13 protein-coding genes are annotated in these 16,322 nt (G+C 43.0%); 5 read left to right on the forward strand and 8 right to left on the reverse strand.

Features of this window, described 5'->3' with window-relative positions:
* Positions 1-5 precede the first annotated feature (5 nt).
* The 5 genes from xylB to CC90_RS0120720 form a co-directional block, all read right to left on the reverse strand.
* Positions 6-1,535 (reverse strand): xylulokinase, encoded by a 1,530-nt coding sequence (gene xylB, locus CC90_RS0120695; protein ID WP_035316004.1) that lies wholly within the window; start codon positions 1,533-1,535, stop codon positions 6-8.
* A 143-nt stretch (positions 1,536-1,678) separates the two neighbouring features.
* The gene (locus tag CC90_RS0120700) at positions 1,679-2,998 is read right to left on the reverse strand and encodes an ADP-dependent glucokinase/phosphofructokinase (protein ID WP_031392623.1); all 1,320 of its coding nucleotides are present in this window, start codon (positions 2,996-2,998) and stop codon (positions 1,679-1,681) included.
* 416 nt (positions 2,999-3,414) lie between these two features.
* A complete protein-coding gene (dhaL, locus tag CC90_RS24735; protein WP_031392625.1) occupies positions 3,415-4,053 on the reverse strand; it encodes a dihydroxyacetone kinase subunit DhaL in 639 nt (212 codons plus the stop codon).
* Positions 4,050-5,054 carry a dihydroxyacetone kinase subunit DhaK gene (locus CC90_RS24740; protein WP_242843365.1) on the reverse strand — a complete coding sequence of 335 codons (1,005 nt, stop codon included), beginning with the start codon at positions 5,052-5,054 and terminating at the stop codon, positions 4,050-4,052. Before CC90_RS24740 ends, dhaL begins: the two co-directional genes overlap by 4 nt.
* Positions 5,055-5,075: 21 nt before the next feature.
* On the reverse strand, positions 5,076-5,951 hold the full coding sequence (locus tag CC90_RS0120720) for a ketose-bisphosphate aldolase (protein WP_031392627.1): 876 nt from the start codon (positions 5,949-5,951) through the stop codon (positions 5,076-5,078).
* A 394-nt stretch (positions 5,952-6,345) separates the two neighbouring features.
* Here CC90_RS0120720 and CC90_RS0120725 point away from each other — a divergent pair, with 394 nt between their 5' ends.
* Both CC90_RS0120725 and CC90_RS0120730 read left to right on the forward strand, forming a co-directional pair.
* Complete coding sequence (locus CC90_RS0120725; RefSeq protein WP_031392628.1) at positions 6,346-7,329, forward strand: aldose 1-epimerase family protein; 984 nt, start codon at positions 6,346-6,348, stop codon at positions 7,327-7,329.
* Positions 7,330-7,440: 111 nt separating this feature from the next.
* Positions 7,441-8,637, forward strand: coding sequence for a cupin domain-containing protein (locus tag CC90_RS0120730; RefSeq protein WP_031392629.1), 1,197 nt, complete (start codon positions 7,441-7,443; stop codon positions 8,635-8,637).
* Positions 8,638-8,826: 189 nt separating this feature from the next.
* Here the strand turns inward: CC90_RS0120730 and CC90_RS0120735 are convergent, their stop codons facing one another.
* Complete coding sequence (locus CC90_RS0120735; protein ID WP_031392630.1) at positions 8,827-9,399, reverse strand: DUF6434 domain-containing protein; 573 nt, start codon at positions 9,397-9,399, stop codon at positions 8,827-8,829.
* 362 nt (positions 9,400-9,761) lie between these two features.
* On the opposite strand from CC90_RS0120735, the gene CC90_RS0120740 reads away from it, so the two are divergent.
* On the forward strand, positions 9,762-11,045 hold the full coding sequence (locus CC90_RS0120740; protein WP_031390401.1) for an IS110 family RNA-guided transposase: 1,284 nt from the start codon (positions 9,762-9,764) through the stop codon (positions 11,043-11,045).
* A 322-nt stretch (positions 11,046-11,367) separates the two neighbouring features.
* Here the strand turns inward: CC90_RS0120740 and CC90_RS0120745 are convergent, their stop codons facing one another.
* Positions 11,368-12,213, reverse strand: coding sequence for an acyl-CoA thioester hydrolase/BAAT C-terminal domain-containing protein (locus CC90_RS0120745; protein ID WP_031392631.1), 846 nt, complete (start codon positions 12,211-12,213; stop codon positions 11,368-11,370).
* 431 nt (positions 12,214-12,644) lie between these two features.
* Complete coding sequence (locus CC90_RS0120750) at positions 12,645-13,769, reverse strand: carbohydrate kinase family protein (RefSeq protein ID WP_031392632.1); 1,125 nt, start codon at positions 13,767-13,769, stop codon at positions 12,645-12,647.
* A gap of 270 nt (positions 13,770-14,039) precedes the next feature.
* Here CC90_RS0120750 and CC90_RS0120755 point away from each other — a divergent pair, with 270 nt between their 5' ends.
* Positions 14,040-15,158, forward strand: coding sequence for an ROK family transcriptional regulator (locus CC90_RS0120755; RefSeq protein ID WP_031392633.1), 1,119 nt, complete (start codon positions 14,040-14,042; stop codon positions 15,156-15,158).
* 120 nt (positions 15,159-15,278) lie between these two features.
* Positions 15,279-16,304, forward strand: coding sequence for a zinc-dependent alcohol dehydrogenase (locus tag CC90_RS0120760; RefSeq protein WP_031392634.1), 1,026 nt, complete (start codon positions 15,279-15,281; stop codon positions 16,302-16,304).
* Positions 16,305-16,322: the final 18 nt, after the last annotated feature.

Genomic DNA, 16,322 nt, shown 5'->3' on the forward strand with positions numbered 1-16,322 from the left:
ATTTTTCATTCAAACAAATTTTCTTTTTCAATTTTTCTCCCCAGCAGAGTGACCTGTTCTAATACACGGCCGCTCGCCTTATATATCTCTTTGAACAATCCGTAATATTCCTCATAAATACGGTGTCTGGCAGCGTCTGGGATTATCTCCATGTCTTTGTAGCGAACGGTGTTTTTACACCCTTCCTCTATATCCTTAAAGATTCCGGCTCCTACTCCTGCCGCAATCGCTGCTCCTAAGCTGGCCTGTTCCTCAGTTTCCATTACCCTTAAGGGTATGTTATAGATATCTGCCTGCATCTGTAACCACGGAGTGCTTCTCGCACCTCCTCCTGATGCTACCATGTAGTCCTTGGTCTTTAGCCCTAGTTCACCGCACAGCTCGATACACTGCATCAGCGCATAGGAAACGCCTTCCATCACAGCTCTCGTCAGTTCTATCGGCCCCGTATTGATATTCACTCCTACGAATTCGCCGCTGATATCAGGATTCAAGTGAGGCGTCCTCTCTCCGTTTAAATAAGGAAGGAATATGACACCGTTGCTTCCCGGAACTACCCTGCTTACCGCTTCGTCTATTTTCTTATAATCCGTCTGTCCTAACAGCTTGTTGCACCATTTTAAAGAGATTCCTGCATTCATGATAGCTCCCATGGTAATCCATCTGCCTTTTTTATAGCCGCAGAAGGTATTGGTGGAAAGCCCAGGGTTCAAAATCGGTATATCGCTTTGGAAAGACACTTGTCCGCTTGTTCCTATATTTACGGAGGAACCTCCTGCGAATGTAATACCGTTTCCGATTCCCTGCATTACCTGATCTCCGCCGCCTGCAGCAACTATCGTTTTCACGGACAGTCCTGTTTGCCTTGAAGCTTCCTCACTGACTCTCCCCACCGCTTCATCGGTATTAAAGCAAGGAGGAAAAATCTCTATCGGAACAGAAAAAATATCCAAAATCTCTTTCGACCAGCTTCCGTTTTTAATATCAAAAGCGAGTGTCGCAGAGGCATCCGAATAATCGGAAGTAATTTCACCGGTAAGCCTAAATTTTATATAATCCTTGGGGAGACACACGTGGCGCACCCGTTTATAATTCTCAGGCTCGTTTTCCCTTACCCACAATAGGGAGGGGAGCAGAAATCCCGAATAAATCGGATTCATGACAAGTTCTTTCAGCCTTTTATCTCCCAGCGTCTCCTTCATATATTTCACCTGCTTTGAGGATCTGGCGTCACAATGAAGGATGGCCGGCCGTATGACTTCCTTCTTCTCGTCCAGCATAACGGCTCCGTGCATCTGTCCCGAAAAGCTCACTCCCGCAATTTCCTCCGGTTTTACACCGCTCTTTGGAAGGGCTTCCCTTATAGCCGAAACACAGGCTTCCCACCAATGTCTCGGATCATGCTCCGCATATCCGTTATAAGGAGAGGCAAATTGATAATCTCTGGCGCAGACTGCTTTTACCACACCATTTTCATCTATAATCAATACTTTCAGGCTGGAGGTTCCTAAATCAATTCCCATTAAATATGACATTGTACATTCCTCCTCACCGTTTCTATTTTCTTTGAACAAAAGTGTGCTTCGTACACTCTCGCTGCCAAATTCTTTAACAGCACAGCTTTTGTTCTACGCGCGCAGCTGCGCATCCATCTTTCTTTAATAGGAGCACTTTCCTATTAAAGGATAAAGCAGGTGTGTACGCCTGCGGTAAACGTATCGCCCAAGCCTATGGTATACTTGGGGCGCTCCAGATATCTGGAAGGAACCACCTTGATCATGCGCTTCGTATCCTGCTTACCTGCTGCTTCGGCGAATTGAAGTCCTCTTTCGCTGAGAGCTAATAAAAGAGTCTCTTCGCATTCCACAGGATTCCCGTATCTGCCTATTCTTGCTCTCGTAGCCGACATGATATTTCCCATGGTCAGCCCTCGTTCGATATCCACGCCCTTAAGCTCCTCGCCGTAATACATGGCATAATCTTTCGTATGAAGGACAATTCCCTTGACCGGATACTTGGAAAGAAGTACTTCCAAGCCTTTCAACACGTCCTCTATGGTCTCAATGTCTATTTCGTATCCGAAGCGTTTTGCCTGCTGCTCCAACTCTTCTTCGTTCATTCCGATGATATGAGCATATCTTCCGAATGTATCCGAGACCTGCTCTTTCACCTTAGGGTTCATATAGAAAGCACCTTCGAAATATATCACTGTCTCCGGATGCTTCTTACGCATCGTCTCCAAATGAGGGATAAGCTCCCGCAGACGCTCCTCCATGATTCCGGAATCTATGATTGCATCAAAACCGGATATTAAATAGGAAGAAGGTGACTTATCCTCTTTGTTCCAATAATCCAGAAATTCTTTCTTAATAGGAACTTTCTTGTGTACTGTATCGTAGAAAAGTATCAAACGGTTGGACAGCGGTATTTCTATTTCCCGTCCCAGAACCCGTATCCTATCGCCCTTGTTAAATTGGAGAATAAAATGATACACCGGCTCCTCCATGGACGTCCCCTTCATAATGGGTACTTTTTCATCTCCTTCGATGATTGTCGTTCCTTCGTGATCCATCATCTCCGATACTTTCCTGCACGCGTCTGTCAAATGAACGGTAACAGGGAATCCCATCGTTCCTATGGCCGCCGCCGCTTGTGCGCAAGTGCCTCCCAATGCAAATTCGGATACAAACATTTCCTTCAGGTAATCGCACACCGAGATATTTGTAATATCGAAGTTACCGCCAAGTCCCTGCATCAGATAAAAGCTGCTGATACGGGCAAAGTCTTCTAACGTATTCATAACGTCGCCTTCCTTGACATAAGGCTCTTCTATTAAATAGGTATCCAATATTTCATTGTATATTTTCGAATCCCAGACCAACACCACATCCAAATTGCTTGTATATGCGAATACAGGTGCCTTTCCCTCTTTTTTGCTGTATGCTGCAAGAGAAGTGCTTTCTTCGAGGTATTGTCGGTATTTATCTACATATGACATTTTTTAAACACATCCTTCTACCTGATAATTCTTTACCGTCCGGACGGAATATATACTGCTTTTTCCGCTCCATTTTCCATGCCACTCTTTGCGTTTCACTTTTATTAAGAATTTAATAGAAGTATACATATAATCCAGAGTTTTGTCAATATCTTTCATGAAAAAATATATTTTTTCACGAAAGATATTATGATTGTTGTATATTTTACACATTTCTTATCGTATTTCATTCGTGTTTTTGAATCGTTTTTTGTTTATTTTGTACACATTTGAAAGCAGGTTAATTTTGGATAAAAAAAGAGAATGGATGAAATTAAAATCCAGACTCTTTTCTTCAATAATTATTCTTATTTTATTTATAATTTATTCTTAATTTGTTCTTTTTTTATTCACATTTTACCAGTTTTACCAGGGAACTATTCCTGCGCTTGCAAATACCTGTGCATTGCTTCAAATATAATCATTACGGAGGTCGCTCCGGCATCCTGGAAGCCGATTGCACGTTCCATCAAGGATTTCGCTCTGCCGAATTTCGCCACCATATCCTTCGTCGCTTCTACTCCGCCGGCTGCCGCCATAGCCGCATCTCCCATAAGAAGCGTCAAATCATCCTTGTCCGCCTTTTCGAGAGCCGCTGCTGCGGGTTCTAACGCATCCACCATCGTTTTATCGCCGATTTCCGCTTTTCCGCGAAGCTTGATTGTTTTGACAGATGCACTGATTATCTTGGAAAACAACTCTCCGTCCAATTCTGTCGCCGGTTCCAAGTCCTTGATACCTCCAAGGAACATTGATCCAAATATAACACCGGACGCTCCGCCCATGGAATTGAGCATCTGCATTCCTGTGGTTTTGAATACATCGTTAATCGTCGCCAAATCATCTTTTGCCAAAAGCGCGGCTTTTGCTTTCTCCATACCGCCGGACATTCCTATTCCATGGTCGCCGTCTCCGATTTTACTGTCTACCTCTGTGAGGTATTCTTTGCTGTCGATAATCGCATCGCATGCCGCTATAATCATTTGCTTACAGGTTTCTACATTAATACTTTTCATATCAAAGCCTCCCTCGCGTAATAGGGGGAACAGCAAGAAGCGTCATAATATTTTTTCAGTTCCTCGTCCAGCCTTAAAATAGTAATAGAGAATCCACCCATTTCCTGACAAGTACACCAGCTTTTTATCTCCGCGTCATGAACTTTTATTCCCTCGCTCTTTAAATGCTTGTCCAATTCATAATATACTGTGTTGAGTTCCACAAGCGTAGTGGAACCCAAGCCGTTTACAAGGACAGCTACCTCGTCATCAGAATTAAGAGACATTTCCCTCTTTAGTTCATCATACATGCGATCCACCAGCTCATCCACCGGCTTCATGGTAGTTCTTTCAATACCCGGCTCTCCGTGCATACCCATTCCGAATTCAATTTCATCCTCTCCTAATTCAAAGGTCGGCTTGTTTAGTCCGGGAATGGAGCCGGGCGATGTAGCAAGACCGATGGTGTTTATATTATCTCTCGCCTTCTCGGTCACGCGCAGCACTTCTTCTAAGGAAAGGCCGGCATCGCAAGCAGCTCCCGCAACCTTGATCACGTAGATGTCGCCCGCAATACCTCTGCGGTCTTCGATTCTTTCCTTCGGGGCGGATGCACAATCATCCCACACACGTACATGTGCAGTCTTTATATCCTCAAAGCCGCACATTTCTTCGGCCATATCGAAATTCAGGTTATCTCCTTCATAATTTCCATAGATAAACAAAACTCCCTTGCCTTCATCTACCGCCTTCGCAGTTTCGGTAATTACCTGCGGATTGGGAGATGCGAATATGTTGCCGTTGGCAGATGCGTCAGCCAGTCCTTTTCCTACGAATCCGGAAAATAAAGGCTCATGCCCGCTGCCGCCGCCAATGACCAGGGAAACCTTCCCTTTTCTTCTATTCTTATAGACAATGCAGTTCGTCTCCGGAACTGCCTCGAAATATTTATCGTAGGCAGCCAGAAAGCCTTGTATACTTTGTGTTACAATGTCGCCGCTTCGGTTTAATATTTTTTTCATGTCATCCATCCTCAACTTATATTAAATCATCTTAGACAGTTCGTAGTATTTTACCTTATCATCATCGTTAAACAATTTGATCTTCTGCTCGCATACTTCCTGCATAGCCTTTACACTGTCCGGATACAGCTCGAAGGGTTCACGAACTTTCTTATCCTGAAGAGTGATACGAAGCTGCTGATAGAACGCATCCTTAATATCAGAAGAAATATTTATTTTATTAACGCCGCGTTTTACTGCTTCGGCAATTTCACTATCCTTATTGCCTGAACCGCCGTGAAGTACAAGAGGAACGGATACCTTGCTCTTGATTTCAGAAAGCAGATCCTGCTTAAGTTCCGGTTTCATTCCTTCAGGATAAATGCCGTGTGCCGTTCCGATAGCGATTGCTAATGTGTCGCATCCTGTCTCTTCTACAAAACGAACAGCATCCTCAGGCTTTGTATAGATAATTTCATCGGTGCCGCCTTCTGTATCTCCGTCTGTGGTTCCAATGGTTCCAAGTTCGCCTTCTACCGAAACTCCGAGAGGATGAGCAAGCTCACATACTTTTTTGGTAGCCGCTATATTCTCTTCGAAGGGAAGATGGGACGCGTCGATCATAACCGAGGTGAAACCTGCGCGAATAGCACGAACGATAGGTTCCCATCCGCTGTGGTCTAAATGGATACATACCGGAACCTTCGAATTGCTGGCACGGTCGATGCACATTTTCAAGAAGCTGTCTCCCTGAAATTCCAATTCCAACGGATGAATTGCCAAAATAACCGGCGCCTGCAATTTCTCGCAAGTATCCATTACACCGTTTAAGATCTGGCCTGTACCGATATTAAATGCAGGTACGGCAAAATTGTGTTCGTTTGCAACCTTTAATAACTCCTTCATGTTAAGTAACATATTGTTTTTCCTCCTTTGATTTATGCAGCATTGTCATAATATTTACCAGCACTTTTATAAAGTACTTTTGCAAACATCATACCTCTTGCTTTTCTTTCTGTCAACGCTTTATGAAATTTTTTTTCTCATTTTTTGTTATTTCTTCGCTATTTTTCACTATTATCATGCTTTTTATCCAAATTTAGTGTGCGTAATGAAATTTTATTTCTTGATTTTTCATTTGATTCAGTCTACAATGTGATTACAAAACTTTAGCTGACACATTTCTTTCATATCTTTCCCTAATATTTTTTAATTAAACATAAATACTAATATTAGCTCAATATCAAAAAACGCAAAGAAAGGTCAGAAATCAAAAAGAGAATAAGGAAAAGGAAAGGAGATCAATTAAATTATGAGTAAAAACAAATACATCGGACATCCTCTTCAGTTATCCGGCGTGGAGGAATACCGGCTTCTGGGAGGAAAAGGGGACGGTATGCACCTGCTTCGCATCCGCAACGGACTCGGAATCGACATGACCGTCTGCGCAGACCGCTGCTGCGACATTTCAGAGCTTTATTTCGACGGTTCGCGGATGAACTACACTTCCCCTTCCGGCTATGTAAGCCCCCAGTATTTTCAGGAGGGCCGCGACGGTTTTGGATTCCTGAAATCCTTTAACTGCGGCTTGATCACCACATGCGGACTTCAGAATATCGGCGTTCCAAATGAAGAAAACGGCAAGCTTCACGGACTTCACGGCACCATCGGAAATATCCCTGCGGATCACATTTATTATGAAACCGATGAAGAAGCCATCCGTATTCACGCAACCATGCGTGACCATATAATGTTCGGTGCCAAGCTGACCCTTAACCGCACAATAACCGTTGGCCTTACGGATAATCTCATTTCCATCGAGGATACCGTAACTAACGAGGGTTCCGGCGAAGAAGCCGCTATGCTTCTCTATCACATAAACGTAGGCTATCCTCTCCTGGACGAGACTGCAAAGCTGGAAATCAACTCCGATCAGGTGATTCCGAGGGATGACAGAGCTGCCGAGGATCTGGATACTTGGAATAAGATGTTAAAACCCGTTCCTAATTTCGTGGAGCAGTGCTATTATCATAAATTCGCAGAGAAAACTGCAAAAGTGAGAGTCAGCAACGAATCCATAGGAAAGGGCTTGGAGTTATCCTTCGACACCTCAGTTTTCCCCGAATTTACGGAATGGAAAATGATGGGAGAATACGATTACGTTTTAGGTATTGAGCCCTGCACCAACACGCTTGAAGGCCGAAATGCCATCGGCGAAAAGAAACAACTTCAGTATTTAGCTCCTGGACAGTCCAAGAAATATACTGCCGAGCTTCGTTTATTCAGAATCAAATAAATGTTACAGTTCAGCCTTCGCAAAATTGCATAGAGGCGCAATTCGGGCTTCGCGGTGCTGGAAGCTGATTTGTTACCAATAAATCATATAACACTTAAGGAGGTACCAACAATGAGTAAGGTAAGAAAAGTATTTGAACAAGGAAAGGGAGTTTTTCATCTCGCTCCCACATGGGTTCCCCGCGGCTTCAATGAGCCGGGCCATCGTCTGAGATTGCATCCTGACGACTACTATGCTTTCGGTATGGATCGCGGAGGTATCTGCGAGCGCTGGATGGGATCTACCACGGTAGCGTTAAACGGCCCCAAGACCGGTGCTACGGAAGGTATGAGCTTCGTCTACGACGATGAAACCGGAGAAAAAATATTATTTAAGGACTGCGTGGATGAACTGGGCGCAGACCTGATCGGCGAAAGCCTTCAGGCAAAATACGGCACATGGCCGACCTTTGCCAAATTATACGACTATGACAAGCCGTTATTCCATCATCTGCACCTGACCGAGGAAATGGCAAACCGCATCGGCATGCATGGCAAGCCGGAGGCTTATTACTTCCCGGTACAGTACAACTCTTCCTATTTGGGACGTTTCCCGCTGACTTACTTCGGTTTCGACCCGTCCACTACGAAGGAGGAAGTGAAGGAATGTCTGCGCAACTACGATAAAAAGGATACACGTATCACAGAACTGTCCCGCGCTTACCGCATTCAGCTCGGTACAGGCTGGTATACGGCGGCCGGCGTTATTCATGCTCCCGCTTCTCTCGTAACCTTCGAGCCTCAGTGGAACAGCGATGTTAATACTATTATGGAAAATGTCACCATGGGCGAGGTTAACCCTCACAATCTTCTGACCGACTGCCAGCCGGAATCGGAAAAAGACAATATCGACGCTTTATTCAGCCAGATCGACTGGGAAGAAAGCACCCGTTCCGATTACAAGGAAAAATATTTCCGCGCTCCTAAGGTACGTGAAACAAATCAGGAAGGCCTTAGCGAAAAATGGGTGGCTTACGCCAACGAATGGGTAGCTGCAAAAGAAATTACCGTTGCTCCCAAGGCTTCCGTTGTTGTTAAGGACGCTGCTTGCTATACTGCCTTGGTCGTTCAAGGACATGGTACTTTCGGCGCTTACGAATGCGCAGCTCCAGAGCTTCTTAGATTTGAGGATATATCCGGAGACGAGTTCTTCGTATCCGAAGCGGCTGCGGGAGAAGGTATTACCATTACCAATACCGGCGCTTATGAACCCCTCGTTATCTTACAGAATTTTGCGAACAACAACAAAGAAGTTCCTGCTACTGTTTAAAAACAATATAAGGCAAGCGGCTTGCCGCTTGCCTTATATCAACCAACAAAAACTCCGGGAATCCATAATCCGGAGTTTTTTAATCTGATTTTCCATACTGATTTCTTGAAGATAACCCAATCAGAACTTGTAATATTATAGAAGTCCCCGGAGAAGTTGGCTTGCCCGCAAAAATTGAGTTTACCATAATCACAATAATGCAATGAGGTCAGATTTTTCATAACGATTGTGGCCTTGCAAACTCTTTTTATATTTCCAGCATTGAATAGCCTCTTCTAAAGATTTCCCTGCATTATTTGCAAAAAAATCTCGAATGTAAGTATTGTATTCAAATTGTTTGCCAATAGCTGTTTTACCTTTTTTCTTTTCTTCTAAAATTTGATAATAAGCAGAGACTGCTTCGCTATAAGTCTTACCAGTATTCTCTTTTAACCACTTCTGGAAGTCAACATTAAAAGAAAAGCTCTTACCGATTCTTTCTTTGAAAAACACCCGATGCTTTTCCGTACAAACAAAATCAGGTTCTATTTTCTCAGTATCCAGAATAGAATCAATATTTGACGGCTTTTTAGTTTTAGTGTGAACAGGCAGCACCTCGCCAGTATCAAGAAAACAAGCGATTCTTTCCGTAATTTCTATTTTCCCGCCAGAGGTTGGAAGCTTGTTTTCCCTGCAAAAATCCACAAGTTCTTCTTTTAAGTAATAAAAGCTGCAGAATGTTTTCCCGCTTAATTGCTTATCTAAATTTGGCCTTCCATTCATTTGTATTCTCCTCGTATAATATGTTTATCACCAAGATTTCTATTTGGTATAAGCATATTTTTTTTAATATCTATTACTTAGTTACTTAAGATTATCCCAATGGTAAAATATCAAAAGAGATATTTACCGGAAGGTGCTGCTTATTCTCCTTGCGACACTTTAATAGTGATTGCTAAGTTAGCTTTCAGCCTGACTTAAATTGCTTTGCTGCTAACACAGATGTTGCGTCCTGACTAGATAGTCCGGCAAGATGGTTCTAATCAGTGAATGCTAATTACGCGAGGTTGCTGTCAGCATTTAAGATTGGGATAACCTTTTGTTTTATATCTTCACAAATACTTAGTCGGAAAGGCGGTGATCACATGTTGAAGATTAATTACATGTCTACCTTATTTGTTGGTATCGATGTTAGTTCCAAATCCAACGTCGTATGTGCTATTGATTTTTATAAGAACCCCTTGATTAAATCAACTGTTACTAATAATCAGCCTGGTGCTTATTCTTTGATATGTCAGCTCTTAGATGTATTTCACAAACATACTGATTTGAATACCGTTGTTATTGCTTTAGAGTCCACATCTATTTATAGCCTACATATCGCTAATTACCTTTCTTCCTGCGAAGAATTAATGCCGTACCATCCTTATGTGTTCTGCCTTAATCCTAAAATGACTGCCAACTACAGAAAATCATTTATTGGTATGAATAAGACCGATTTACTTGATGCCTTTGTTATTGCTGATTTTGCTCGTGTTGGTCGTATTGAAACTGATCCATGGCGTGGCTCTCAGTTCCTTGCTCTACAACGCCTTACAAGACACAGACTGCATCTTGTGGAAGCTCTCACTCGTGAGAAAACCTACATGGTTTCCAATATGTTTCTAAAATTTAGTGAACTTCCCATTCTTCCAAAGGAAGAACAGCCTTTTTGCGATAACTATGGCTCTACGGCAGCTTCTGTACTAACTGAATTCTTCTCAATGGAAGATATCATTAATGCTTCTCCCGAAGAACTTATTTCATTTCTAGGAGAAAAGAGCAGAAACCGAATTGAAAATCTTGAAGGTACAGCTTCACTTTTGCAGAAAGCAGCCAGAGATTCTTATCGTTTGGATAAATGTCTCTATGAACCCTTAAATATCTCTCTTGCCTGCTCATTCAACTGTATTGATGCATTTAAACAGGAGATAAAGATAATTGATAAAGCTATTGAAAAATCCATTGCTGGGCTTAATCCAAACGCTTACACCATTCTGATGTCTATTGATGGCATAGGTCCTGTATTTGCTTCCGGCATACTTGCTGAAATAGGTGATATCTCAGGCTTTCATTCACAGGATGCTCTTGCAAAATATGCTGGGCTTACATGGACACGTGCTCAATCAGGTGAATTTGAGGCTGATGAAAGCCGGATGACCAAAGCCGGTAACCGCTACCTTCGCTATTACTTAGGCGAAGCTGCTAACAGTATGAAAAACCACTCTTCTGAGTACAGAAACTTTTACTATAAAAAGTATAATGAAGTCCCAAAACATAAACACAAAAGAGCACTCACGTTGACGTCTCGTAAACTAGTACGGTTAATCTTTGGGTTGCTGACCAAAGAGAAACTGTATTCCACCGATAAGGCAGATGCTTTGTCGTAAATACGACTAAATCAGCTTACGTTTTTGTAAGAAAAAACGTAGGTTTATTAAGGTACTTTTTCTTTAAACAATACATTCAAAAATCTTTTAAATCGAATCTTGACATATCACCAGATTGCTAATTTATATTTTTGCCAACATCTCATTTTGAGAACAGCCATTATCTTTTGCAATTTACCAACTTTAGGCTAACATTTCTTTTCCAAAACCTTTGCTCCTGAATTCACGTCTATTGTTCCTTTTTCACCAGACTCCGCGACAGAGCCTCCATATACTGAATATGTAAATAATTGAAATTGCCGGTTGTGTTCAGCGGGAGTACTTAACAGTCTGATAAAAACTTTAAAACATCATGTTCAGATTGCTTTCGCACCTTTTCACAAACCTTTGGATGCAGCAATTCGTCTTTTGACATCAGCCTCATTAAATTTAGATGTTTATATTTCTTCATGTCGGGCATGATTCCTATAAAATGGCCGCCATTCTCATAAACGTGGGTATGCAATTTTTCATGATATCTCACGGCCTCAATTCGCAGGCGCATTTTATCCACCGAAGTTGAAGCGGGCCACGAACAATCCTTTTTACCGGCCAGCAGCAATATATTGCCGCTGATATTTTCGACAGGTATTTCCGCTTTTTCATCTGATTCATATGCTTTGGAAAAGTACTTATACATTGGCAGCGTATCGTCTATAGATGTGTAGTTGTACGGCTTGCCCCGGTATGTTAAAAAGCTTTGACCAGACACCTTTTTCTTTGTGATAAAGCCCTCAGGAATAATATGAGTGGGCGAAACTGCAATCACAGCGGATACGTCTTTGAATACGACTCCGGCCATTAAAGCAAGTATGGAGCCCATTGACACACCGTAAGTGACTATCTTTTGAAACTGATTATTGTTGTATCGTTTAAGCATAGCAATGGCTTTTTCAACCATGTCCAAGGGCACCATATTAAACGATTGAGGCAGTCCGATACCCTTACAATAATAAAGAGCTAACGACGCAAACCCGTCTTCGGCAAGTTTTTCGGCAAGCAGCCCGGCAGAAATAAACTTACCCTCACCACCCATAAAAATGATAATGACTTTTTCACCGTGGTTTTGCGGGTCGTACAGCTGCCCTCTGAATCCGTCTACCGAAACAATATAATCATGCAATTTCATAAAAATCTCCTGACTTTATCCGCTCTCTGTACAATATCCGAATTCGTATGGTAAAAATAATCAGCAGTTATAGTTTAAGAGAGGTCCTCAAAACGTGATTTCTGCACCGGATAACTATATCTTACCATTCTTTTTATCATATTTCTACCCTAACGCATTAACTGCATTCCCTTTCCTTTCCACTTTTCGGTTGTCTGTCTTACGCCCCCCCTTTTCCGCATCTCTAATGTATCGCCGGTCATGGTTTTGAGTTCTGGATAGTCAACTTATATCACATAGCTGTCAATTTCCAGTTTCAGGCAGGCGGGCAGACACGAAAATAAACGCTGAAACCCTCATACCACTATGTGTTTGCGAGTTTTCAGCGTTTTAATATTGGTGTTAGACTTAAAATTACGCTTGTCAAGACAGAAGAAAAGTACTATTTTTCATCAATTTCTTTCCCAGCCCGCTTCTATCTTACGTTCCAGCTCCTCGAAGGATAAAAGTCCTCCCAAAGCATCGTAGGTTTCCACACAGGATGCACCCGAAGCCGCCGCGAAATCCACACATTTTTCCCACGGATACCCTTTCAGTATAGCGGTCAAGAACGCTGCGATGCACGTATCTCCTGCACCGGTAGCAGAGAGCACTTTCCGGGGCTTGAAGCTTCTCGCAAAGTGACTTATGCTGCCCCATCCGTTTACTATAGGCAGGAAATCTTCGCCGATGCCGTCAAGAACTTCCTGCGTATTGGTGGCGAAATAAAGCCCTGCACTGCCGCATTTTATAAGAATTATCTTCGCGCCAAAGCTTAGGAGTGTATCTGCCAGAGGTTTCACATCCGAGGTATTCAGCACGGAGGCCATATCCTTTCCTCCTGCCCTTTGCTTCCACTCCTTAAAACGGTCTTTGTCCAGCATGTAACACAATTCTTCAGCACTTGGTACGAAAATATCCAGATATGGCATAACGTTCTTCAAAATCTTCTGCCAATCGGCTTGTCCCACTTCTGCCCTTTCATCGATGCCGCAAGTATCTAAAGAAGTGACAACATTCAACGCTTTTACCCGCTTAAAGATTTCTATTAATTCTCTGCCGTCTTCCTTATACATTCTATACATGGCAGGGGGATAACCGAAATGAAACAGCCTCGCTTTTTCCACCAGCTCATAATCGATATCTTCCGGCCCGAAGGTATCGTTTCCTCCCGGATAGTGGAGAAATATCCTATCGATTCCGGCCGGTGCAAGCACAACAGAGTATGCGGTTCCTTCTTTTTGTGAAATAATCATATTTTCTGTCGTCGTATAGTTGGAATATTGCTGCAGTACAATTTTTCCCAAATCGTCGTCTCCAACCTTGCCCATCAGCCTCGCATTGACTCCGAATTTACACATGGCAAGTCCTGTATTAGATACACATCCTCCTGCATGGATATCCGCATTTCCCATAAATACCGTTTTGGAGGGAATCAATATCTGTCCGATTTCCTCCACCTCCGGCGTAATGAATACCGGCGTGAAGTCAAGACACGTCAATCCCGCAACCACAGCTTCCAATGTTTTTTTCTGCATATTTTTCATCCTTTCTCGCATATCTGCCTTACCTCTTGGTAATTTCTTACACCAAATTCGCTGTCAACTCATCTTTTTTAGTCACCTTTTCATTTTTCCCTTGCCTACACTATAACATTTTTTTCATTTTTTACAATCCCCAGTTTGTCTTTCTATTAGCTACTGGCAGAATTTTAATTTTCATGTATAATTATTATATGAACCCACAAACGTTATCATCAACAACGTTACAGTGCTACATTATGTCATAAAAGAAAGCAGGCCCTATCCATGAAACGATCAAAGCAAAACGACAAGCCGGAAAGCAGTATCGTGCGCGTAGCCAGGTATATCCTGGAACAGGAGGAGACCTCCAAGAACGAAATCGCTTCCGCCTTAAACCTAAGCATGCCCACCACGCTGCAATGCGTAAAGGACTTAATCAATCAGGGTATCATTCAGGAATCCGGGGAATATGAATCTACAGGCGGGCGCAAGGCGAAGACCCTTTCCGTCGTCGAGACACTGCACTACTCCGTAGGCATTGAAATTACTGCAAATCATATTTCCTTCGTCATCATCGACATGAAAGCCAATATCATTGACACTCTGCGCACCCGCCTCGTCTTCCATCACGCGGAGCGCTATTACGCTACGTTGGCCAAAAAGCTTACGCAGTTCATCTGGGATTCCGGCGTACCCCAGAGCAAGATTCTGGGAGTAGGCATTTCCATTCCGGGTATCGTCATCAGTTCTGAAAACCGTCTGGTGATATCCCATGTTTTATACTTAAAAGACATCGACTTGAACTCATTGGCAAAGCATATACCTTATCCTGTCTGCTTTGAAAACGATGCCGTATGCGCCGCCATGGCTGAGCTGAAACATTTTCATAACAACATGCTGTATCTTTCCTTAAGCAATTCCGTAGGAGGTGCTATTTTCTTAAATAACGAGCTGTATTACGGCAACCATTTTCGAAGCGGTGAATTCGGACATATGTTAATCGAGCCTGACGGAAAGCAATGTTACTGCGGCAAATGCGGCTGTGCCGACGCTTATTGTTCCGCAAAGATTCTGGCAAATTACGCCAAGGGAAATTTAAGTGCCTTTTTCAAAAAACTTCAGGAAGGCGATGCAGAGATCCAGATTGCCTGGAGCCATTATTTGAAATATCTGGCAATCATCGCATCCAACTTGCACCTCACTTTCGACTGTGACATCATTCTCGGCGGCTATGTAGGCAGCTACATCGAACCGTACCTTCCCGAGCTGTGGGATAATATGCAGGAATATCTTCTTTTCGAGCAGGATAACAGTTTTCTTCATCCGTGCCGTTTCCAGCAGAATGCGGCAGGCGTAGGCATTGCTATGCACTTTATTAATCAGTTTTTCTCAAAAATAAACTAATAAAATAATTTTCGTTTTTTCTTTTGTTGCCCTTGACAAAATCTTTTTTTTGTATGATAATTAAATCACTTTAGTAAAGTATTTTAATTAAGTTGTTTCATACGAGAAAGAGGTGCAATTATGTTACAGCAGGTTATGACCAGTCCGGGTGTCATTGAATTTCGTGAAATTCCGATTCCGACCCTCGGAGATAATGATGTTCTCATAAAAATTATGAAAATTGGTGTATGCGGTTCCGACATCCACGTTTACCACGGTAAACATCCCTTTACCTCCTACCCCGTCACGCAGGGTCACGAGGTATCCGGTGAAATCGCCGCTCTCGGCGCAAAAGTGGATTCCTTCAAGGCAGGCCAAAAGGTAACTATCCAGCCGCAGGTAGTATGCGGAAAATGCTATCCCTGCACCCACGGGAAATACAATTTGTGCGAGGAGTTAAAGGTCATGGGCTTCCAGACCACAGGAGTTGCTTCTCACTTTTTCGCTGTGGACGCTTCTAAGGTAACTCTCCTTCCCGATGCCATGTCTTTCGACGAAGGTGCTATGATAGAGCCTCTCGCCGTGGCAGTTCATGCCGTTAAACAGGCCGGCGACGTAAATGGCCTGAATATCATCGTATTAGGAGCCGGTCCTATCGGTAATCTGGTGGCACAGACCGCCAAAGGCTTCGGTGCAAAGAGCGTTATGATAACGGACATCAGCGATTACCGTCTGCAAAAAGCGGCGGAGTGCGGCATCGATTACTGCATCAATACGAAGGAAGCAGACTTGGGCGATGAGATTCTGAAAGCCTTCGGTCCCGATAAAGCGGATATCATATATGACTGCGCAGGCAACAACATCACCATGGGGCAGGCAATCAAATATGCGCGGAAAGGAAGCACGATTATCCTCGTAGCTGTCTTTGCCGGAATGGCCACTGTGGATTTGGCTGTTGCCAACGACCACGAGTTGGATATTAAGAGTACCATGATGTACCGAAACGAGGATTATATAGACGCTATCCGTCTGACAGATGAAGAAAAGGTTCATTTGGCTCCTCTCGTTTCAAAACATTTCGCCTTCAAGGACTATCTGGATGCCTATAAATATATAGACGCAAATCAGGAAACAACTATGAAGGTTATTATTAACGTACAAGAATAATTTCTTAGAAAGGGAAAA

This window comes from Kineothrix alysoides, assembly GCF_000732725.1.
GTDB classification, from domain to species: Bacteria; Bacillota; Clostridia; order Lachnospirales; family Lachnospiraceae; genus Kineothrix; species Kineothrix alysoides.